This window comes from Micromonospora peucetia (assembly GCF_900091625.1).
In the GTDB taxonomy this organism is placed as follows: Bacteria; Actinomycetota; Actinomycetes; order Mycobacteriales; family Micromonosporaceae; genus Micromonospora; species Micromonospora peucetia.
This window is the reverse complement of sequence record NZ_FMIC01000002.1, coordinates 263,340-283,993: the sequence shown is the minus strand read 5'-3', so window position 1 is coordinate 283,993 and position 20,654 is coordinate 263,340. Positions and strand designations below refer to the sequence as shown.

Annotated in this window: 19 protein-coding genes; 14 read left to right on the top strand and 5 right to left on the bottom strand. The window is 69.0% G+C overall.

The genetic code is table 11. The features are described 5' to 3' along the window. Nucleotides 1–118: 118 nt before the first annotated feature. On the bottom strand, nt 119–901 hold the full coding sequence (lexA, locus tag GA0070608_RS01830) for a transcriptional repressor LexA (RefSeq protein ID WP_091620460.1): 783 nt from the start codon (nt 899–901) through the stop codon (nt 119–121). Nucleotides 902–1,483: 582 nt separating this feature from the next. On the opposite strand from lexA, the gene nrdR reads away from it, so the two are divergent. Beyond that, nucleotides 1,484–1,984, top strand: a complete 501-nt coding sequence (nrdR, locus tag GA0070608_RS01825; protein WP_091096517.1) for a transcriptional regulator NrdR — start codon at nt 1,484–1,486, stop codon at nt 1,982–1,984. A 67-nt stretch (nt 1,985–2,051) separates the two neighbouring features. Beyond that, nucleotides 2,052–4,934, top strand: a complete 2,883-nt coding sequence (locus GA0070608_RS01820; protein ID WP_091620457.1) for a vitamin B12-dependent ribonucleotide reductase — start codon at nt 2,052–2,054, stop codon at nt 4,932–4,934. 97 nt (nt 4,935–5,031) lie between these two features. Here the strand turns inward: GA0070608_RS01820 and GA0070608_RS01815 are convergent, their stop codons facing one another. Continuing rightward, complete coding sequence (locus GA0070608_RS01815) at nt 5,032–5,217, bottom strand: hypothetical protein (RefSeq protein WP_091620452.1); 186 nt, start codon at nt 5,215–5,217, stop codon at nt 5,032–5,034. Here GA0070608_RS01815 and GA0070608_RS01810 point away from each other — a divergent pair. Genes GA0070608_RS01810 through GA0070608_RS01795 form a run of 4 tightly spaced genes read left to right on the top strand, consistent with a single transcriptional unit; the run spans nt 5,211 to nt 6,752 of the window. Further along, complete coding sequence (locus GA0070608_RS01810) at nt 5,211–5,363, top strand: hypothetical protein (RefSeq protein WP_245715664.1); 153 nt, start codon at nt 5,211–5,213, stop codon at nt 5,361–5,363. The genes GA0070608_RS01815 and GA0070608_RS01810 overlap by 7 nt on opposite strands. Nucleotides 5,364–5,394: 31 nt before the next feature. Beyond that, nucleotides 5,395–5,613: a hypothetical protein gene (locus GA0070608_RS01805; RefSeq protein ID WP_091620448.1), complete on the top strand. Its 219-nt coding sequence runs from the start codon at nt 5,395–5,397 to the stop codon at nt 5,611–5,613. After that, entirely contained in the window at nt 5,610–5,792 is a 183-nt protein-coding gene (locus GA0070608_RS01800) for a hypothetical protein (protein ID WP_091620444.1), read from the top strand. Before GA0070608_RS01805 ends, GA0070608_RS01800 begins: the two co-directional genes overlap by 4 nt. Nucleotides 5,793–5,816: 24 nt before the next feature. Then, nucleotides 5,817–6,752: a DUF2332 domain-containing protein gene (locus GA0070608_RS01795; RefSeq protein ID WP_091620440.1), complete on the top strand. Its 936-nt coding sequence runs from the start codon at nt 5,817–5,819 to the stop codon at nt 6,750–6,752. 48 nt (nt 6,753–6,800) lie between these two features. Here GA0070608_RS01795 and GA0070608_RS01790 read toward each other — a convergent pair whose 3' ends face one another. Both GA0070608_RS01790 and GA0070608_RS01785 read right to left on the bottom strand, forming a co-directional pair. After that, entirely contained in the window at nt 6,801–7,121 is a 321-nt protein-coding gene (locus GA0070608_RS01790) for a TraR/DksA family transcriptional regulator (protein ID WP_091620436.1), read from the bottom strand. Between the two features lie 380 nt (nt 7,122–7,501). Continuing rightward, a complete protein-coding gene (locus tag GA0070608_RS01785; protein WP_091620432.1) occupies nt 7,502–8,773 on the bottom strand; it encodes an MFS transporter in 1,272 nt (423 codons plus the stop codon). A gap of 239 nt (nt 8,774–9,012) precedes the next feature. Between GA0070608_RS01785 and GA0070608_RS01780 the strand changes: the two genes are divergently transcribed. Both GA0070608_RS01780 and GA0070608_RS01775 read left to right on the top strand, forming a co-directional pair. Beyond that, nucleotides 9,013–10,002, top strand: coding sequence for an asparaginase (locus GA0070608_RS01780; protein ID WP_091620429.1), 990 nt, complete (start codon nt 9,013–9,015; stop codon nt 10,000–10,002). 119 nt (nt 10,003–10,121) lie between these two features. Next, the gene (locus GA0070608_RS01775; RefSeq protein WP_091620425.1) at nt 10,122–10,364 is read left to right on the top strand and encodes a DUF5522 domain-containing protein; all 243 of its coding nucleotides are present in this window, start codon (nt 10,122–10,124) and stop codon (nt 10,362–10,364) included. 91 nt (nt 10,365–10,455) lie between these two features. Here GA0070608_RS01775 and GA0070608_RS01770 read toward each other — a convergent pair whose 3' ends face one another. Continuing rightward, nucleotides 10,456–12,096 (bottom strand): aminotransferase class I/II-fold pyridoxal phosphate-dependent enzyme, encoded by a 1,641-nt coding sequence (locus GA0070608_RS01770; protein WP_176733610.1) that lies wholly within the window; start codon nt 12,094–12,096, stop codon nt 10,456–10,458. Between the two features lie 127 nt (nt 12,097–12,223). On the opposite strand from GA0070608_RS01770, the gene GA0070608_RS01765 reads away from it, so the two are divergent. The 6 genes from GA0070608_RS01765 to GA0070608_RS01740 are packed head-to-tail and all read left to right on the top strand — an operon-like array spanning nt 12,224 to nt 20,604. Beyond that, nucleotides 12,224–13,900: an ABC transporter family substrate-binding protein gene (locus tag GA0070608_RS01765; protein ID WP_218107479.1), complete on the top strand. Its 1,677-nt coding sequence runs from the start codon at nt 12,224–12,226 to the stop codon at nt 13,898–13,900. Between the two features lie 27 nt (nt 13,901–13,927). Beyond that, nucleotides 13,928–15,412, top strand: a complete 1,485-nt coding sequence (locus GA0070608_RS01760; RefSeq protein ID WP_091620417.1) for an ABC transporter substrate-binding protein — start codon at nt 13,928–13,930, stop codon at nt 15,410–15,412. A 51-nt stretch (nt 15,413–15,463) separates the two neighbouring features. Then, nucleotides 15,464–16,450 (top strand): ABC transporter permease, encoded by a 987-nt coding sequence (locus tag GA0070608_RS01755; protein ID WP_091620413.1) that lies wholly within the window; start codon nt 15,464–15,466, stop codon nt 16,448–16,450. 40 nt (nt 16,451–16,490) lie between these two features. After that, nucleotides 16,491–18,194: a dipeptide/oligopeptide/nickel ABC transporter permease/ATP-binding protein gene (locus GA0070608_RS01750; RefSeq protein WP_176733608.1), complete on the top strand. Its 1,704-nt coding sequence runs from the start codon at nt 16,491–16,493 to the stop codon at nt 18,192–18,194. After that, nucleotides 18,191–19,090: an ATP-binding cassette domain-containing protein gene (locus GA0070608_RS01745; RefSeq protein WP_091620406.1), complete on the top strand. Its 900-nt coding sequence runs from the start codon at nt 18,191–18,193 to the stop codon at nt 19,088–19,090. Before GA0070608_RS01750 ends, GA0070608_RS01745 begins: the two co-directional genes overlap by 4 nt. Nucleotides 19,091–19,122: 32 nt before the next feature. After that, nucleotides 19,123–20,604 carry an ABC transporter substrate-binding protein gene (locus tag GA0070608_RS01740; RefSeq protein ID WP_091620401.1) on the top strand — a complete coding sequence of 494 codons (1,482 nt, stop codon included), beginning with the start codon at nt 19,123–19,125 and terminating at the stop codon, nt 20,602–20,604. The last annotated feature ends 50 nt before the right edge of the window (nt 20,605–20,654 follow it).

The window sequence follows — 20,654 nt, the reverse complement described above, 5'->3', positions numbered from 1 at the left end:
GTCAGGGCGACCCACGACGACCACGCGAAGGGCCAGGCGAACAGGCCCGGTGCGGCCGTCGGCCGAGCGGAACGTGTCCGGGTGACCGCCGACGGCGGCCACCCGGTGTGGCGGCGGATCAGATGCGGCGCAGCACCGCGACGACCCGGCCCATGATGGTGGCGTCGTCGCCGGGGATCGGGTCGAAGGCCGGGTTCTGCGGCATGAGCCAGACGTGCCCGTCGCGGCGACGGTAGGTCTTCACGGTCGCCTCGCCGTCGAGCATGGCGGCGACGATGTCGCCGGCCTCGGCGGTCGGCTGCTGCCGGACGACGACCCAGTCGCCGTCGCAGATCGCCGCGTCGAGCATCGAGTCGCCCTTGACCTGGAGCATGAAGACCTCGCCCTCACCCACCAGCTCGCGGGGGAGGGGGAAGATGTCCTCCACGGCCTGCTCGGCCAGGATCGGCCCGCCGGCCGCGATCCGGCCCAGCATCGGCACGTAGGCCGGGGTGGGGCGCTGCGAGCGGGCCAGCTCGTCGTCGATGTCGGCAGGCGCCCGGACGTCCACGGCGCGCGGCCGGTTGGGGTCGCGCCGCAGGAAGCCCTTCTTCTCCAGCTCCTTGAGCTGGTAGGCGACGCTGGACGGTGAGACCAGACCGACGGCCTCGCCGATCTCGCGCACGCTCGGCGGGTAGCCGTGCCGCTCCACCCAGGTGCGGATGAACTCCAGGATCCGGCGCTGCCGGGCGGTGAGATCCACCGTTGCGGGGTCGGGGAAGGCGCTGACCACCGGGGTGACCGGGCGCACGGCGGGCTGCCCGGTCCGGCTGCGCGCGGCGCCCCGGCGTCGGGTGGCCGGCGGACCCGCCTCGGTGATCTGTTGCGGGCTCTTCGGCCGGCTGGCCCGATCCTCGGTCACGTCCGTCCTCCCTGGTCGGCGCTGGGGTGCCTTGGCGGCTCGTGGTGCGTGCGGTGGTGCCTGTGCGGTGGTGCGAGGTGACCGATGAACGGAGGATTCCGCGCACCCGGTTGTTCAAGACCGTATAGGTGAGATCGGCCATTTTCAAACATCTGTACGACCTCGCTCGGCGTGTCGGGGCGAAAAACCGGCCCGGTCGTACTCGTGTTCTGATAAATGGTACGTCGGGTCGAACGGGTGTTCGACTTCTGTGCGGTCGTCGGCCGAATCGCCGTGGTCGGACCGGTAACCCGCGAGGGCGCCGGGCGTTGGTTCTCCGGCGGGCGGTGTGCCGTTCGCCCGCAGATTCCGGTGACGCGCCGGACACGCCGGCCAACTTGACCTCCGATCCGCAGCGGCCTACGGTCAACCCCTAGATGTAGTAGTCACATGGGCGTAAGTCGCCTACAGGTTGGGTTCGACTACCGACCGCACTCCGGCACAGTCGACACGGCGAAGTCCATCGGCAGATGGCTCCGTCGCGTTGACGCGTGTCCGGGGAGCGGTTCGGCGGGCCCGCGATCGATGAAGGAGGTCCGGCCGATGCGGTGTCCGTACTGCCGACACGCCGACTCCCGGGTGGTCGACTCGCGGGAGGCCGACGACGGCCAGTTGATCCGCCGGCGGCGCTCCTGCCCGGAGTGCGGCAAACGGTTCACCACGGTGGAGGAGGCGGTCCTCGCGGTCGTCAAGCGCAGCGGGGTCACCGAGCCGTTCAGCCGTACGAAGATCATCGGCGGGGTGCGCAAGGCGTGCCAGGGCCGGCCCGTGGACGACGACTCGATCGCGCTGCTCGCGCAGAAGGTCGAGGAGACCGTTCGGGCCAAGGGGGCCGCCGAGATTCCCAGCCACGAGGTGGGGCTGGCCATCCTGGGCCCGCTGCGGGACCTGGACGAGGTCGCCTACATGCGGTTCGCCAGCGTCTACCGGTCGTTCGACTCGCTCGCCGACTTCGAGCGGGAGATCGAGACGCTGCGGGCCGCCGCACGCGCCCGGGAGGGCGCCGGGGCCGACGCGGTCGAGGCCGCCGGCCGTACCAGTTGAAGTTCTTTTGCAGTTTTTGACAGTCGATCGCGCGGCGGGTGGTCGTGCGGGCGAGGGGGCGGATGAGATGTCGGGGGATGGTGTGACGACCAGCAGGGCACGGAACAAGGCCGGCGCGGGGATCAAGGTCGAGCGGGTGTGGACCACCGAGGGGGTGCACCCCTACGACGAGGTCACCTGGGAGCGCCGTGACGTCGTGATGACGAACTGGCGGGACGGCTCGATCAACTTCGAGCAGCGCGGGGTCGAGTTCCCGGAGTCCTGGAGCGTCAACGCGGCGAACATCGTGACCACCAAGTACTTCCGGGGCGCCGTGGGCACCCCGGAGCGGGAGTGGTCGCTGCGGCAGCTGATCGACCGGGTGGTCACCACCTACCGCACCGCCGGTGAGGAGTACGGCTACTTCGCCGGCCCCGCCGACGCCGAGGTCTTCGCCCACGAGCTGACCTGGATGCTGCTGCACCAGGTGTTCAGCTTCAACTCGCCGGTCTGGTTCAACGTCGGCACGCCGTCGCCCCAGCAGGTCTCAGCGTGTTTCATCCTGGCCGTCGACGACTCGATGGACTCCATCCTCGACTGGTACAAGGAGGAGGGGCTGATCTTCAAGGGCGGCTCCGGCTCCGGCGTCAACCTGTCCCGGATCCGCTCCTCCCGCGAGCTGCTCTCCTCCGGCGGCAACGCCTCCGGCCCGGTCAGCTTCATGCGGGGCGCCGACGCCTCCGCCGGCACCATCAAGTCCGGCGGCGCCACCCGGCGCGCGGCCAAGATGGTCATCCTCGACGTGGACCACCCGGACATCCAGGAGTTCGTGGTCACCAAGGCGCGCGAGGAGGACAAGATCCGCGCGCTGCGGGATGCCGGGTTCGACATGGACCTCGGCGGCGCCGACATCGTCAGCGTGCAGTACCAGAACGCCAACAACTCGGTCCGGGTCTCCGACGAGTTCATGACCGCCGTGCAGAACGGCGGTGGCTTCGACCTGCGCGGCCGGCTCGACGGCGCGGTGATCGAGACCATCGACGCCAAGAACCTGTTCCGCACCATCTCCCAGGCCGCCTGGGAGTGCGCCGACCCCGGCCTCCAGTACGACGACACCATCAACGACTGGCACACCTGCCCGGAGACCGGGCGGATCACCGCGTCGAACCCGTGCTCGGAGTACCTGCACCTGGACAACTCCTCGTGCAACCTGGCCTCGCTCAACCTGATGAAGTTTCTCCGCGCCGACGGCGGCTTCGAGGTGGAGAAGTTCGTCCGGTCCGTCGAGTTCATCATCACCGCGATGGACATCTCGATCTGCTTCGCCGACTTCCCGACCGAGAAGATCGGCGAGACCACCCGCGCCTACCGGCAGCTCGGCATCGGCTACGCCAACCTGGGCGCCCTGCTGATGGCCTCCGGCCTGCCCTACGACTCGGAGCAGGGCCGCTCGGTCGCCGCCGCCATCACCTCGCTGATGAACGGAACGGCGTACCGCCGCTCGGCCGAGCTGGCCGGCGTCGTCGGCCCGTACGACGGCTACGCCCGCAACGCCGAGCCGCACAAGCGGGTCATGCGCAAGCACGCCGCCGCCAACGACGAGATCAAGCCGACCAGCCCCGTGGCCACGGCGATCGTCCGCGAGGCCACGAAGCAGTGGATCCAGGGCAACAAGATCGGTGACAGGTTCGGCTGGCGCAACTCGCAGGCCAGCGTGCTCGCCCCGACCGGCACCATCGGCCTGATGATGGACTGCGACACCACCGGCGTCGAGCCGGACCTGGCGCTGGTCAAGTTCAAGAAGCTGGTCGGCGGCGGCTCGATGCAGATCGTCAACCAGACCGTGCCCCGCGCCCTGCGCAGCCTCGGCTACCCCGAGGAGCAGGTCGAGGCGATCGTGGAGCACATCGCCGACCACGGCCACGTGGTGGACGCCCCAGGTCTGAAGCCGGAGCACTACCCGGTCTTCGACTGCGCGATGGGCGAGCGCTCCATCGCCCCGATGGGCCACGTGCGGATGATGGCGGCCGTCCAGCCGTTCATCTCCGGCGCCATCTCCAAGACGGTCAACATGCCGGAGCAGGCCACCGTCGAGGACGTCGAGAAGATCTACTTCGAGGGCTGGAAGCTCGGCCTCAAGGCGCTGGCGATCTACCGCGACAACTGCAAGGTCGGCCAGCCGCTGTCGGTCGCCAAGCCGAACAGGACCGCCGCGACCACGCAGGCTCCGGCCGAGGTGGCGAAGGTCGTCGAGAAGGTCGTCGAGTACCGCCCGGTGCGCAAGCGGCTGCCGAAGAAGCGCCCGTCTGAGACGGTCAGCTTCTCCGTCGGCGGCGCCGAGGGCTACCTCACCGCGTCCTCCTACCCGGACGACGGTCTCGGCGAGGTCTTCCTCAAGATGTCGAAGCAGGGCTCGACCCTGGCCGGCGTGATGGACGCCTTCTCGGTGGCCATCTCCATCGGTCTCCAGTACGGCGTCCCGCTGGAGACGTACGTCAGCAAGTTCACCAACATGCGCTTCGAGCCGGCCGGCATGACCGACGACCCGGACGTGCGGATGGCCGCCTCGGTGATGGACTACATCTTCCGACGCCTGGCGCTGGACTTCCTGCCGTACGAGCGCCGCGCGGAACTGGGCATCTTCACCGCCAGCGAGCGGGCCGCCCAGCTCCGGGCCGAGGCGGAGGCGGAGGCGAGCGGTGCGGACCTCACCGCCATGGCCGCCTCCGCCCCGGTCGAGACGAAGCCAGAGCAGCCGAAGAGCGGCCCGGTCGCCCAGCCGGCGCTGGAGATGGCCGACGTGGCCGCCGCCAAGCCGGCGCCGTCCGTGGGTTCCAGCACCGAACTGCTGGAGGCCGTGATCGGCAAGGCCGCGGACGCGCCGCTCTGCTTCACCTGCGGTACGAAGATGCGCCCGGCCGGTAGCTGCTACGTCTGCGAGGGCTGCGGCTCCACCAGCGGTTGCAGCTGACGTACGAGTAGCACGGGGTGGGTCGGCAGTCCTCTGCCGGCCCACCTCGCTCGTTGGTGGGGAGGCCTGGACGTCGTCGTGTCCGCCCGGTGTCTCGTCAGCGGTCCTCGTCGCCGTCGGTCGGGCGGGGCGGGCGATTGTGCCGGGCCCACTCGTCCACCTCGTCCGCGTCCCAGACGGTCGTCCCGATCAGGCGGGCGAGGGGCTCGGGGAAGCCGGGCCTGCGGGTGATCTGCAGAACCCGTTGACGCGAAACGCCGAACAGGGCGGCCAACAATGCCAAGGCGCGTGTCGTACGACGGCTACCTGCTCGCCGTGGCACTCACCCTGGCCCGTCGGCACCGCCCGGTCTGGTCCTGGCGACTCTGGCGTCGGGTCTGCCGGTGCGGGTCGGAGCTGCCCTGTCGGGCCCGCCACCGCACCCGATAGGTCGAGGCCACTGGCCGGGGGAGGAACAGTCGTGACCACCCACGGACCCGTCCCTCCGCTGTGGGCCTGCGGCGGCCGCGACGCCCCCTGGCCGTGCGGGACACGGCGCAGGGAACTGCACGCCGAGTTCGAGGACGCCCCGGTGCCGTTGTCCATCTACATGGGGTCCTACCTGGTCTGGGCGGCCGAGGATCTGACCTGGGTGCCCGCCGGGCTGCTGCACCGGCGCTTCCTGGGCTGGGTCCGGTGAGCATCATCCGGCGCGGCGACGAGCGCTTCCACTACAGCGACGGCTCCCACAAATGGATCCCGCCCGACCCGGACTACGACCAGGAAGCCTGGGACGCGATGGTGCGGCAGCACCAGCTCCAGCACCTGGAGGAGATCTCGGCGCGCCGGAAGCCGAGGCACGGGAGAGAGACGTCGTGAGGCATCAGCCGCCATCATCGGGAGATGACGACCGCCGAGACGTACGCCGAGTTCGCCACCCGGGAGGCGCGCGGCGTGTCGCCGACGTACGAGCGCCTGTCCCTCGCCGTCTCCCGCGACGACGAACTGTTGACCCTGCTCGCTGCGCTCCCGCCGACCAGGCGGCAGCCGAACCTGCTGTTCGGCGTCGTACGGCTGCTCGGCGGGCCGGTCGACGATCCGGCGGCGTTCCGCGACTTCACGCTGGCGAACTGGCCGGCGATCGAGGCGGAGCTGCGCACCCGCGCGACCCAGACGAACGAGCCCGGGCGGTGTGCCGTACTGCTGCCGGTGCTCGCCGCGTTGCCACAGCCGCTGGCGCTGCTGGAGGTGGGCGCGTCCGCCGGGCTCTGCCTCTATCCCGACCGGTACGCCTACCGCTACAACGATCACCTGTTCGGCGCGGGCGAACCGGTCCTCGACTGTGCCACCACCGCAGTGGCCCCGCCGGACCGGCTACCGGAGGTGGTGTGGCGGGCCGGCCTGGATCTGAAACCGCTGCGAGTGACCGACCCGGCGGACGTCGCCTGGCTCGACGCCCTCATCTGGCCGGAGCACACGCACCGCCGCGCCCGACTGCGGGCCGCCGCGTCCGTCGCCGCGTCCGACCCGCCGCTGCTCGTGCGCGGCGACCTGGTGGACGACCTGCCCGCGCTGGCCGCGCGGGCGCCGGCCGGCGCGACGCTGGTAGTGTTCCACACCTCCGTGCTCTACCAGGTGCCGGTACCGCGCCGGGAGGCGTTCGCCGACGTGGTACGCCGCCTGCCCGGCCACTGGATCTCCAACGAGTCCCAAGACGTGCTGCCCCACGACGTGTTGCCGGAGCCACCGGACGAGGCGCTGTACAACGTGCTCGCGCTGGACGGACGGCCCCTGGCCTGGACCCGCTCGCACGGCCAGGCGATGACCTGGTTCGGATGACCTGACGGGCTGCCGTGCCGTACGCCGGCACGGCAGCCCGCCCGTACGTCAGTGTTGCTTCTGCTGGCAGGGCACGCAGAAGCGGGCGTGCGGCAGCACCTCCAGGCGCTCCCGGGGGATCGGGGCGCTGCACTTCTCGCAGACGCCGTAGCGGCCCTCGGCGAGGCGCCGCAGCGCACCGCTGATCTGTTCGATGCTTCGCCGGGTGGCGGCGATCAGTGCGCTCTGGGTGTGCGCCTCGCCCGGGTCGCCGGTGTCGGCGGTCAGCTGCGTGAGCCGGACGGTCTGCGCCTCGAAGTCGTTGGTCAGTGTCGTACGCAGGTCATCGAGCCACTTCTGCTCGTTCGACTTGATGGGCGTGGTGGTCATTTCGTAGCTCCTTCGAAGGAAAAAGAAAAAAGGCCGAAGCTGGGTAGCTTCGCCCTGGTGGCCGTTCGCAAGAGTTGCAATCGGCTCACGGAGGGCTACGTCCGGCGGGGCTCGGCAGTCGGGAGGCGACCGAGCCGGCGTGCGACGGTGCGACCGCGGATCGCACCACCCGGGTTGCCACGGTCACCCGCAGGGCACACCGGCAGGCAGCAGCGGGCGCCGCCGTCATCATGACGGCGGTGCTGTTCTGCTGACCGGTCGAACACATGCAGCCACCATAGGCCGGCCGGATCGGAAAGCCAACGTGCTTCCGTGCGCAGGGGGGCCGGGCCCGTGCCCGGGGTCACCCGGCCGGGGCATGAGACCTGTAGCACCGCCGGTCAGGCCGCCGGCATGTCCCGCATCCGGCGCAGCGGGGAGACGACGACGAAGAGCGCGGCGCTCCACGTGCCGAGCACGCAGATCCAGAGCGCCGGCCGCAGCCCGAGCTGGCTGCCCAGGGTGCCGCCGACCAGCGCGCCGAGCGGGATCACGCCGAAGCAGACCCAGAGGAACGCCGCGTTCACCCGGCCCAGCAGCTCGGGTGGCGTGATCCGCTGCCGGTACGTCAGGGTGGCCACGTTGTAGAGCACCGCGTTGGCGGAGAACGCGGCCAACCCGATGCCGTAGAGCAGCATCCCCCAGCCGGGCTGCGCCAGGGGCATGAGCAGGTAGAGCGGGCCCGGGACGGCCATCGCCACCCAGATCACCCGGGCCGAGCCGAGCCACGTGGTCAACCGGTCGGCGAGTACGCCGACCACCAGGCCGCCCACGGCGCTCACCGAGAAGACCAGCCCGACCAGCGCCGGCGTGGCGTGCAACTCCTGGAGCAGGAAGACCACCTCGATGGAGCTGGACGCCATCGCGAAGAAGTTCGAGGTGGTGGTGCAGGCGAGGATGCTGCGCAGGATCGGCTGGCGCCGGATGAAGCCCAGCCCTTCGGTCATCTCCACCCGCAGCGGCACCCGGTCGCGATGCGGCGTGGGCGCGGCCGGCGCGTCCCGGATCAGCAGCAGGGTCAGCCCGCTGACGGCGAACGTGAGGCCGGTGACGACGAACGTCCGCGCGGCACCGACGAGCCCGACCAGCACCCCGCCGACCGTCGGGCCGACGAGTTCGGCGGAGTCCTGGCTGACGGTGAGCTTCGCGTTGGCGTCCACGAGCCGGTCCGCTGGCACCAGCCTCGGCAGCATGCTCTTGTGGGCCACGGTGAACAGGACGGTGAGCACGCCGCAGAGCCCGACCACCGCGTACAGGAAACCGAGGGTGAGCCGACCGGCCAGGGCGACCACCGGCACGGACAGCAGCAGCGCCGCCCGGCCCAGGTCGCAGGCGACCATCAGCCGCCGCTGGTCGACCCGGTCGGCGAGGATCCCGGCGGGCAGGGAGAAGATCAGGTACGGCAGCCAGGCGAGCGCGGTCAGCAGCGCCACCTGGAAGACGCTGGCGTCGAGCGTGCCGACGGCGAGCAGCGGCACCGCCACACCGGAGACCCGGGTGCCCAGCTCGCTGACCGTCTGCCCGGCCAGGAGCAGCCCGAAGTTCCGGCTGCGCAGCAGCGATCGCCGCTCCGGTGCGGCACCCTCGGTGGGCCTGGCCGCCTGCTGCGTCACGTCGGCTCCCCGGCCCGCGTCGACGAACGCCGTGCTGACGTCGGCGACGCCCCAGAGGCTGACGCGCGTTGCGGGCGCCCGGCCCGGCGATGGTCCATCGGGTCAGCCTGCTGGCCCCGCCCGGACCGACGCCACCGGTTATCCGACCCGGGCGGTACGGTCTGCGGGCCGCCGATCCTGCCAACGGCGCGCGGCGTACGGCCGGTTCGGCGCCGGTTGCGGCAGAGGGGAGGCGCGGCGTGTCCATCGCCCTGTTCACGCTCGGCGGCACCATCGCGATGGGCGGGACGGATCCTGGCCGGGCCGGGGTCGTCACCCGGCTGACCGGAGCCGACCTCACCGCCGCCGTGCCCGGCCTGGACGCGCTCGGCCTGCCGCTGGACGTGCGCGACACCCAGGCGGTGCCGAGCGCGCACCTGACGTACCGCCAACTGCTCGACGTGGTTGACGCCGCCTCGCGGGCGGTGACGGCCGGCGCCACCGGCGTGGTGGTCACCCAGGGCACCGACACGCTGGAGGAATCGGCGTTCCTCGCCGACCTGGTCTGGCCGCACGTCGCGCCGCTGGTGTTCACCGGCGCGATGCGCAACCCGACCCTGGCCGGTCCCGACGGCCCGGCGAACCTGCTCGCCGCCGCCCGGGTGGCCGCCGCGCCCGCCGCCCGCGACCTGGGCGTGCTGGTCGCCTTCGCCGACGAGATCCACGCCGCGCGCTGGGTACGCAAGACGCACAGCACCAGCACCGCCACCTTCGCCTCGCCCAACGCCGGGCCGGTCGGGCAGGTGCTTGAAGGACAGGTACGCGTGCTGGCCCGCCCGGAGCGGCGGGAGCCGCTGCCTCCCGTCGACCTGGCCCGGCTCGACACCGTCCGGGTGGCGCTGCACACCGTGACACTCGACGACGACGGCGGACTGCTCGACGGCGTGGCGGCCACGCACCACGGGCTGGTGGTGGCCGGCTTCGGCGTCGGGCATGTTCCGGCCGTGCTGGTGCCGGCGCTCGGCGCGCTGGCCGGGCGGATTCCGGTGGTGCTCACCTCCCGCACCGGGGCGGGCGCGGTACTGCGGCACACGTACGGGGCGGTCGGCTCGGAGACGGACCTGCAACGCCGGGGCCTGCTGAACGGCGGGCTACTCGACCCGTACAAGGCGAAGGTGCTGCTGCGGCTGCTGCTCGCGGCCGGCGCGGGCCGCGACGAGATCGCCGCAGCCTTCGTCCGGCACGGCTGACGCTGATCCGCCGCGCCGCCGCGCCGCCGCGCCGCCGTGTCCCGGCCCCCGTGCCGGTCCGTGCCGACGCGTTGACCGGCCTGAAACAGAAACGACGAACGCGTCTCTAGACTGCGCCGGTGACTGGAGAGCGACGACCGTTGGCGGACCGGCCGCTGACCGAGCCGCACCCGTCCCGGCTGCCGCCGGAGCACCCGGACCGGGAGCGGACCCTGGCCGCGCATGCCGCAGCCCTGACCGCAGGTGAGGCCGGCTACCTTGACCCGGCCAGTGGCCTCTTCGTGCTCAGTGCGGGTTTCCTGGCCCGGCGTGGCACCTGCTGCGGTCGCGGCTGCCGGCACTGCCCGTACGTCGACGACTGACACGGCAGAACGGCAAGCCCGGTTCGGGGTTACCGAGAACGCTACCTACGGGCTTTTGGCACCCTTGGTTGATCTACCGCCGACCCGGCATTCACCGGTGGATCGAGACTGAGGAGATCTCGCCGACCTTCGCGGGTATCTGACACGCCTCGGCGATCGATCGGGCCGTGGTGTCCATGCCATGGCCCAGCGCGGCGCCGTTGACGTGCACGTGCTGCTGCTGAGCCGGTTGCGCTTCGAAGAAGCTGCCGGGGTGTACGACGATTCCGTGCCGGCTGAGTCGTGTACAGACCGAGTGCTCGTCGGGAACGGGCAGCCAGATGTGCGGTCCGTCAGTCTTTTCGAGGTCGAACCCGTGGCTGGCGAGGGCCTGGCTGAATGCGGCATGTCGCCGTCTGCACTCGATGACGAATTCACTCGTGTGGTGTTTTGCTCTGGCGTCGGTCAATTGGAATGCCAACGCGAGCTGGAGGATTCGACTGACCCACCGGGATGAGTAGGTGAGCCGCATCCACATCATTTCGATGTATTCCGGGCCGCCGCCGACCACGGCGACGCGCAGGTCGGCGCCGAAGAAGAAGTTGTAACTCTGCATGTGGACGACCCGGCTCGGCAGATGGTTCGCCAGGGATCGCTGTCGGGACCGCATCAGCGGAGTCAGTGACAGCTCGAAGATCGGAAACGACTCGTCGCGGAGCAACGCCGCAGCGGCCTCGATCCAGTTGTCGTCCACGGTCCGGCCCGACGGGGCGCTCCCATTCGGCTGGTAGATCATCGCGACCGGCTTGCTGATCAGCGCCACCCGCAACTGGTCCAGGTCGGGGCCGTCCGGCCGGTACTGGACAGGGACGGCGGTGGCGCCGATCGACTCCAGGATGTCGAGCACCCGCGCCTGGCTGGGCGACTCGATGATCACCCGGTCGCCGGGGCGAGCCACCGAGGTGAGCGCCAACTCGAGGGCGTCAACGAGGCCGTGAGTGGCAAGGAAGTGATTGGTCTCGGACGGCCAGTACGGCCGGACGGATGCCGCCAGCTCGGGCGTGATGGGATCGGCAAAGGTGTTGTGCAGGGTGCGGCTACCGAGTGCGTACTCAAGAGCCGGAGCCAGATCCGGCGGCGTCAGGTCGTCGCTGCGCAGGTTTCCCAGGTCGATCGGCATCGTTGACGAGGTGCGGACCATGCTGTCGAACCGTCGGGCCCGCGGGGGTTGCGGTGGCCCCAGGACAAAGGTGCCACCCCGACGCCGGGTCTCGATCACATACCGCAGGCTGAGTGTCTTCCATGCCTGCGCCACCGCCGATCGGCTCATCCCCAACTGGGCCGCCAGATCCCGCACTGTGGGCAGCTGGGACTGCGCCGGCAGCTCGCCCGAGGCGATCATGTCGATGATCGCGCGAGCCAACGCGTTGGTCGTACGCAGCGTGAGCTGCGACTGAATGAGCCGCAGGCATTCCTCGCTGTCCAGCGGCGCCGGTGGTGTCACGGTTTGTGTCCTCTGGTGGTGGTATGCGCCAAAAGTGATTCGGGCGAAAAGGCATGCCGGTGCTGACTGTAGTGCCTCAAGTGGGGGTCGAACCGGGGCGGAGCGCTCGCCCGCTGTGGGGCCCTTCCGGCGGCAGGGGTGGGTCGGAGCCAGCCGAGGAGCACGTCGTGGCTGGTCAAACAACCCACCGGCTAATATGTCCATGGACATTTCTCTGTTGACCAGAACATAACTCGAACTTAGCTTCATGTGCGTTGACCTCGCACTTCGGGGTTCTAGTGCGGAGTCCAGCCACCCTGGCAGCCGCCGCCTGAGTTGCACCGCCGCACTCAGCGAAAGCCGCATACCACTCATTCAGCTCAGAGGACGTGTGCCAGTGAAAACCTCTCGACGCCTCGTGGCCGTTGTCGCGCTTGCCGCGCTCGCCGGGATGGCCGGCTGCACGAAGATCGCCGATGACAAGCCGAACGCTCCGACCTCGTCAACCGAGGTGACGGACGGTGGGACGCTGACCATCGCCGCCGCCAGCGCTCCCGTGGACTGGAACCCGCTGTCCGCCGCCGGTGACACCACCGGCCAGCGCCAGCAGCAGTGGCCGTTCTATCCGCACCCGTTCCTGACCAACCCGGACACCAGCGTGGTGCTCAACAAGGCACTCCTGGAATCGGCCGAGGTGGTCAGCACCGACCCGATGAAGGTCGAATACAAGATCCAACCGAAGGCCGTCTGGTCCGATGACACACCCATCACCGGCAAGGACTTCGAGTACACGCAGGCCGTGCAGGACCCGAAGAAGTGCGCCGAGTGCAAGGCCGCCTTCACCGAGGGCTACTCGCTGATCACGTCCGTCGACACCAGCGCGGACGGCAAGACGGTGACGATGACCTACTCGCAGCCGTTCGCCCAGTGGCAGGCGCTGTTCAACTACATCCTGCCGGCGCACGTGGCCGCGTCGTACGGGAACCTGGCGACCTCGTTCAACGACGGTTTCGGCAAGAACGTGCCGAAGTTCTCGGGCGGCCCGTACCTGGTGAAGGAATACCAGGACGGCGTCTCGATGACGATGGTCAAGAACCCCAAGTGGTACGGCGACCCGGCGCACCTGGACACCATCAACACCCGCTACATCGCCGGTCAGGGCGCACAGATCACCGCCCTGCAGAACGGTGAGATCGACCTCGCGTACCAGAACCCCACGGTCGACACCGTCAACCAGGTGAAGGCCATGAGCAACACGACCGTCCTGCTCGGTTCGACGCTCACCTACTTCCACCTCGGCATGAAGACCACCGGCGACGTGATGAGCGACCCGGCGCTGCGCAAGGCCATCTCCACCGGGCTCAACCTGGAGGACATGCGCAAGCGCACCGTGGGCCAGTTCGCCCCGGATCAGCCGAGCTCGAAGAGCAGCGTGTACGTGCCCGGGCAGAAGGTGGGTGGCATTCCCGCCTACCGCGACAACACCGATGAGCTCAACATCGGCAAGGGCGACACCAAGGCTGCTCTCGACATCCTCGAGAAGGCCGGTTACAAGGTCACCGACGGCAAGTTGATCCTCCCGAACGGGAAGCCGCTGCGTGACCTGAAGATGCTGACCCTGTCCACCGATGTCCTTCGCATGGAACTCGCGCAGATCACCCAGTCGCAGCTCAAGCCGCTGGGCATCACCGTGACCATCGACGCCGCCGACGGCGCCCGCTACTCTCCCGCGTTGCGGGCGGGCAGCTTCGACATCATGGCCACCGGCACCGCCCTCGACCTGGGCTCGCTCTCCCTCCAGCAGTGGTACGGCACCAAGGCCGCCCGCTCGTTCGGCTACTCGTCGCCGGAGGCGGATCGACTCTTCGCGGCAGCCGCGACGGAGCTGGACCCGCAGAAGCAGATCGATCTGATGAATGAGATCGACCGGACGCTCCTGTCCGACGGTGTGGTGCTGCCGCTGTTCGCCAACCCGCAGATGGCCGCGTACCCCAGCAAGTTCGGCAACATCTTCATCAATCCCAGCAAGTACGGAACCACGATGAATGTCGAGCAGTGGGGACTACGTAAGTAGTTCTCCGCTCCGCGAGAGAGGAACCGGATGACGATCGACTTTGTGGTGGCGACCCCACACGACGCGATTGAATTCAACGACGTCTACCGCAACACCACCGCAAGTGCCGGCTACATCGCCTGCAACAACATCTACAACCGGGTCGTGCTGAACGAGTGGTATGACATCAACCCGTTCCCCGATCTGGCGACCCACTGGGAGCAGTTGGACGGGTCGCGCCGGTGGCGCTTCCACCTCAACAAGGCGGCCCGGTGGCAGGACGGCACGCCGCTAACCGCGCACGACGTCGTGTACACCCACCTCCACGCCAAGGAGATGGGCTACACCGGCGGGCGGTTCATGAAGGACGTCGAGACGATCGTGGCGGTCAACGACCACACCGTCGACTACCACCTGCACACCGCCAACGCCGGATTCCTCGTCCTGCTGGGCAACTTCATCTTCACCCACATCCTGCCCCGGCACCTGTACGAGGGAACCGACTGGGCCACGAACCCGCACAACCTCAAGCCGGTGGGCTCCGGTCCGTTCCGGCTGGCGGAGTGGATTCCGGGCGAGCACGTCATCATGGAAGCGGTCAAGAACCACTGGGGTCCGCAGCCGGAGATCGACCGGCTGATCCTGAAGATCGTCAAGGACCGCGACGAGTGCGTCCGGATGGTCGCCCGGGGTGAGGCGCACTACTTCCCGCAGGACACCCTGACCAAGGACCGGCTGCACCTGCTCGACGGGGCCACGGCCAACATCGAGCTGCTGAAGGACCCGGGGCCGGGAATGGCGCTGCTGGACTTCAACCACGGCCGCGAGATCTGGCAGGACAAGCGGGTACGGGAAGCGGTCGCCCACGCGGTGAACCGGGCGGAGATCGCCGAACTCGGCGACCCCGGGGTGTCCCAGGCATGGGACCACTACCTGCTCGGTTCGGTGGAGTGGTCGTTCAACCCGGACGCCAAGGCGCCGGCCCACGACGCGGAACGCGCGCGGGCACTGCTGGACGAGGCGGGCATGAAGGCCGACGCCTCCGGCGTACGGGCTCGGTTGTCACTGTTCTACATGGACAGCTTCCACGGCCACAAGCCGTTGGCCGAGCTGATCAAGAGCCAGTTGGGCGCCATCGGCTTCGAGGTGAACTTCGAGGGCCTGTCGTCGGTGGACTGGGCTCGCCGGATCGGCCGCGAGCATGACTTCGACCTGATCATCGTCGGTGGCTCGATGGCACCGGACCCGGAGATCACCGCCCCGAAGTACTCCACCGGGGGCGAGAACAACATGGCCCAGCACCGTAACCCCGACGTGGACGCCGCCTACCTGGCCGCGCGCACCGCGGGCACGCTCGCCGAGCGCGGTGAGCACTACCGCCGGCTCCAGGAGATCTGGGCCCGGGACACCGAGTGGGTGCCGCTGTTCTGGTACGGCACCTACTTCGCCCGGAGCCGGGACTTCTTCGGCTGGTCCGACCAGGTCGGCTACTCGGTGCCGTGGTGGCACTGGGGCAGAATCCGCGCCGTCTAGGGACCCGGTACCCAACATGCAGATCTTCCCGAGGGAAGGAGGAGCGAAGTCATGCTTCGGCTGATCCTTAGACGGCTCGCCAGTGCCGTCCTGGTATTGCTGCTCGCCTCCGTCGTGATCTTCACTGTGATCTCGGTCTCGGGAGATCCGTTGGCCGAGCTCCGGGACCGGCAGCCGCCGGTCCCGGAGTCGGTGATCACCGCTGAGGAAGAGCGTCTGGGGTTGAACAACCCCCTCCCCGTGCGCTACCTGAACTGGCTCGGCGGGGTGGTCACCGGTGACTTCGGCCCGTCGACCATCGCGACCCGGGACATCGGGGCGGAGCTGGGCACCCGGGTCGGCGTCACGCTGCGGCTCGTGGTGCTGGCCATCGTGCTCGCACTCGTCCTCTCCCTGATCGCCGGCACGGTCTCGGCACTGCACCAACGCCGTTGGCCGGACCTGGTCCTGACCCCCACCGCGTTCGTGCTTCTCGCGCTGCCCTCGTTCTGGCTGGCCGTGTTGTTCAAGCAGTGGGCGATCGGGCTGAACGACGCGAGCGGCTATCAGCTCTTCTACACGGTGGGTGCGGTCTCCGTGCCACAACCGGAGGCGATAGGTGCCCGGATCGCGGACATCGCCGGGCACCTGATCCTACCGACGCTGGTGCTGGCCCTGGTCCACTTCGCGACCTGGAGCCGCTACCAACGTGCGGCGGTCGCCGAGGGACTGGCCGGTGACCACGTCCGGTTCGCCGTGCTCAAGGGCCTCAGCCGAGGCCGGATCGTCAGGTCGTACGTGGTCCGTCCGGCGCTCATCCCGATCGTGACCATCGTCGCGTTGGACCTTCCGGTCGTCTTCTCCGGCGCGGTGATCACCGAGACGGTCTTCCAGTGGCGCGGAATGGGCGGCTTCCTGCTGGAGTCGATCGCGATCCGCGACACCAACGCCGTACTCGCGTGGTTGCTCATCGCCGCCACCGCCGTGGTCGTATTCAACCTGATCGCCGACATCCTGTACGGCCTTGTGGATCCTCGGGTGCGCTATGCAAAGTCCTGAGCTGACCAACGATCTCGCGCCAACGGCCGGGACATCGAAGATGTCCGTCACCTTCCGACGGTTCGTCCGGCACAAGGTGGGCATGGGCGCACTCGCCGTCCTGCTCATCGTCATCCTCGTGGCGATCATCGTGCCGCCGCTGTGGCCCTACGACTACACCGACATCACCCCCGAACTGTCGCAGTCCCCGTCCCTGCAACACCCGATGGGCACGGACACCCTGGGCCGTGACCTGTTCGCGCTGGTGCTGCGCGGCATGCAGCAGTCGCTGCTCATCGCGGGCTCGGTCACGATCATCGCCTGTGTCATCGGCGTCGTCATGGGTGTCGCGGCCGGCTACTTCGGACGGTTCGTAGACGCCGCCGTGATGCGCACGGTCGACCTCGTCCTCACCCTGCCCACCATCGCGCTCGCCGCGTTCCTGGGCTCGCTCGTCGCGGGTAAGGGAGTCTCCTGGCTCGGCCTGGCCATGGTCCTGGGCGCGCTGATGTGGACGTCGGTCGCCCGCCTCGTCCGAGGGGTCGTGCTGGGAATGCGCGAGTTGGCCTTCGTCGACGCGGCCCGGGTGATGGGGGCGAGTCCGATCCGCATCATGTTCCGGCACCTGGTGCCCAACGCGTCAGACCACATCGTGGTGTCGGGCACGCTCATGTTCGGCGTGGCCATCCTCGCCGAGAGCAGCCTGTCCTTCCTCGGGTTCGGTGTGCAGCCCCCGGACACCTCCCTGGGTCTGCTCGTCGCCAACGCACAGTCGGCGGTGCTGACCCGCCCGTGGCTGTTCTACTTCCCGGGTCTGCTGATCATCACGATCGTGCTGTCGGTCAACTACGTCGGCGAGGGGTTGCGGGACGCCTTCAACCCGAAGTCCTCGCCCACCAACCCGCTGGCGACACCTCGCCGGCTGCGCCGGCGCAAGCCGCATCCGGTGTCCGGCGATCCGGCACCAGGGCAGAAGCCGCTGCTCAAGGTGTCGGACCTCTCCGTACGGTTCGGTGAACACATCGCGGTGGACGCCGTCAACCTGGAGGTCAAGCCGGGCGAGGTGGTGGCCCTCGTCGGTGAGTCCGGGTCCGGAAAGTCCCTCACCGCGCTGTCCCTGGTGGGGCTGCTGCCCAGCAACGCGGTGGGCAGCGGGTCGATCAACTTCGACGGCGCCGAGCTCAGTGGCCTGAGCTTCGCCCAGTGGCGCGAATACCGGGGCCGGCGGATCGCGATGATCCTCCAGGACCCGTCGACCACCCTCAACCCGGTGCTCACCATCGGTGCCCAGTTCGCGGACTCGATGGCACTGGCACGCACGGTCAAACGGGCCGAGGCACGACGACGCGCGATCGAGCTCATGGAGAGCGTGGCGATCAAGGACGCGGAGGCTCGGCTCGACCAGTATCCGCACCAGCTTTCCGGCGGCATGCGCCAACGGATCGCGATCGCGCTGGCCATGGTGCACGATCCCGATCTCATCATCGCCGACGAGCCGACCACGGCCCTGGACGTCACCGTGCAGGCCCAGGTGATGGCGACGCTGGCGCTGGCCCGGGAGCGTACCGGCGCGGCGATGCTCTTCATCACCCACGACCTGGCCCTCGTCGCCGGCATCGCGGACCGCGTCGCCGTGATGTACCAGGGCGAGATCGTCGAGCATCGGGACGTCTTCGCCATCTTCGACAACCCGGAGTCGGACTACACCAGGAAGTTGCTGTCGTTGGCACCCCGGATCACCAGTCAGGCGGTGGAAGGGCAATGAGCGCACAGACGCCCATCGGCGGGTCCGCCGAACTGTTGCGGGTCACGGACCTGGTGAAGCACTTCCGGTCTCCCCGGGCGGCCCGACGACGTGGGCAGGCCATCGTGCACGCCCTCTGCTCCGCCTCGTTCTCGGTCGGCCCGGCGGAGACGCTCGGCATCGTCGGCGAATCGGGGTCGGGTAAGACCACACTGCTGCGGACCATCCTCGGGTTGCAGCAGCCGACCTCGGGTCAGGTGCTGTTCCTGGGCCAGGATGTCTCCCAGCGCAAGGGTGCCACCGCCCGAGCGTTGCAGCAGGAGATCTCGGTGGTGTTCCAGGACCCGTACACCTCGTTGGACCCTCGGATGACGGTGGCGGACCTGCTCGCGGAGCCGATGCGCATCCATCGGCTGCCGGTGGACGGCGCGCGGGCCCGGACGCTCCTCGACCAGGTGCGCCTGCCCGCCACCAGCCTGCGGAAGTTCCCGCACGAGTTCTCCGGCGGTCAGCGCCAGCGCATCGCCATCGCTCGGGCACTGGCCCTGAACCCGAAGCTGATCGTGCTCGACGAGCCGGTGTCGGCGCTGGACGTGTCGGTCCAGGCCGAGGTGCTGACCCTGCTCAAGGAGTTGCAGCGGGAACGGCAGGTCTCCTACCTGTTCGTGGCCCACGATCTTGCCGTGGTCGCCGACATCTCCCACCGGGTGGGTGTGATGTACGGCGGTCAGCTCGTCGAACTCGGCCCGACCAAACAGGTGATCGGCGAGCCGGCACACCCGTACACCAGGGAACTCCTGGCGGCGGTGCCGGTGCCGGACCCGCGAATCGAGCGGGCCAAGCCGCGAATGCTGCAACGCCGGTGGCCGACGGAAACCGACGGCCTGCCGCCGTGCCCGCACGGCGACGCCCTGTAGCCGTCACCGAACAACAGAACAGAGAGGCACGCATGTCCGTAGATTTCGTGGTGGCTACTCCGCACGACGCGGTGGAGTTCAATGACGTATACCGGAACGTGACAGGCAGCGCCGGCTATCTGGCTTGCAACAACATCTACAACCGCGTCGTGCTGAACGAGTGGTACGAGGTGAACCCGTTCCCGGATCTGGCGACCCACTGGGAGCAGCTGGACGGGTCGCGTCGCTGGCGCTTCCACCTCAACAAGGCCGCCCGCTGGCAGGACGGCACCCCGCTGACCGCGCACGACATCGTCTACACCCATCTGCACGCCAAGAAGATGGGCTACCAGGGTGGGATGTTCCTGCGGGACGTGGAGACGATCGTCGCGGTCGACGACCACACCGTCGACTACCACCTGCACACCCCGAACGCGGGATTCCTCGTACTCCTGGGGAATTTCATCTTCGCGCACATCCTGCCCCGGCACCTGTACGAGGGAACGGACTGGGCGACGAACCCGCACAACCTGAACCCGGTGGGTTCGGGGCCGTTCCGGCTGGCCGAGTGGATTCCGGGTGAGCACATCATCCTGGAGGCGGTGAAGAACCACTGGGGTCCGCAACCGGAGATCGACCGGATCATTCTGAAGATCGTCGCGGACCGCGACGAGTGCGCCCGGATGATCGCCCGGGGCGAGGCCCACTTCGCGCCGCAGGACACCGTCACCCGGGACCGGCTGGGCCTGGTGGAGGGCGTGCCCGGGGTCGAGGTCCTCAAGCGGCGGGGTCCCGGCATGGCGTTGCTGGACTTCAACCACGGCCGCGAGCTGTGGCAGGACCAGCGGGTACGGGAAGCCGTCGCGCACGCGGTGAACCGGGACGAGATCGCCGAGCTGGGCGACCCCGGGGTGTCCCAGGCCTGGGACCACTACCTGATCGGCTCCTCATGGGCGTTCAACGCCGACGCCAAGGCACCCCGTTTCGACCCGGAGCGCGCCCGCACACTGCTGGACGAGGCGGGTGTCACCGCGGACTCCTCGGGTGTCCGAGGCCGGCTGTCCATGTTCTACATGGACACGTTCCACGGTCACAAGCCGATCGCTGAGATGATCAGCCGCCAGTTGGGCGCGGTCGGGTTCGAGACGACCTTCGCCGGTCTGTCCTCGGTGGACTGGTCGCGGCAGGTCCGCGACCAGCACGACTTCGACCTGATCATCGTCGGCGGCTCGATGGCACCGGACCCGGAGATCACGGCGACGAAGTACTCCAGTGGCGGGCAGAACAACATGTGTATGCACCGCAACGCCGACGTGGACGCCGCCTACCTGGCCGCACGCAACGCCGGGACCCGCGCCGAGCGCCGTGAGCACTACCGGGAGCTCCAGAATGTGTGGGCGCGGGACACCGAATGGGTGCCGTTGTTCTGGTACGGCACGTACTACCCGCGTAGCGAGAAGTTCTTCGGTTGGGCCGACCAGCTCGGCTTCTCCATTCCCTGGTGGCACTGGGGCCGGATGCGCCCGGTCGCCTGAGCCCTTACGCGGTCCCGGCTCCCGGCAGTCACGACTGCCGAGAGCCGGGA

Coding starts and splice junctions, on each gene's coding strand:
- GA0070608_RS01760 (WP_091620417.1), top strand. CDS start 13,928: ATGACGATCGACTTTGTGGTGGCGACCCCACACGACGCGATTGAATTC.
- GA0070608_RS01745 (WP_091620406.1), top strand. CDS start 18,191: ATGAGCGCACAGACGCCCATCGGCGGGTCCGCCGAACTGTTGCGGGTC.
- GA0070608_RS01810 (WP_245715664.1), top strand. CDS start 5,211: ATGCCAAGGCGCGTGTCGTACGACGGCTACCTGCTCGCCGTGGCACTC.
- GA0070608_RS01755 (WP_091620413.1), top strand. CDS start 15,464: ATGCTTCGGCTGATCCTTAGACGGCTCGCCAGTGCCGTCCTGGTATTG.
- GA0070608_RS01790 (WP_091620436.1), bottom strand. CDS start 7,121: ATGACCACCACGCCCATCAAGTCGAACGAGCAGAAGTGGCTCGATGAC.
- GA0070608_RS01740 (WP_091620401.1), top strand. CDS start 19,123: ATGTCCGTAGATTTCGTGGTGGCTACTCCGCACGACGCGGTGGAGTTC.
- nrdR (WP_091096517.1), top strand. CDS start 1,484: ATGCGGTGTCCGTACTGCCGACACGCCGACTCCCGGGTGGTCGACTCG.
- GA0070608_RS01770 (WP_176733610.1), bottom strand. CDS start 12,096: ATGAAGCTAAGTTCGAGTTATGTTCTGGTCAACAGAGAAATGTCCATG.
- GA0070608_RS01795 (WP_091620440.1), top strand. CDS start 5,817: ATGACGACCGCCGAGACGTACGCCGAGTTCGCCACCCGGGAGGCGCGC.
- GA0070608_RS01750 (WP_176733608.1), top strand. CDS start 16,491: ATGTCCGTCACCTTCCGACGGTTCGTCCGGCACAAGGTGGGCATGGGC.
- GA0070608_RS01820 (WP_091620457.1), top strand. CDS start 2,052: ATGTCGGGGGATGGTGTGACGACCAGCAGGGCACGGAACAAGGCCGGC.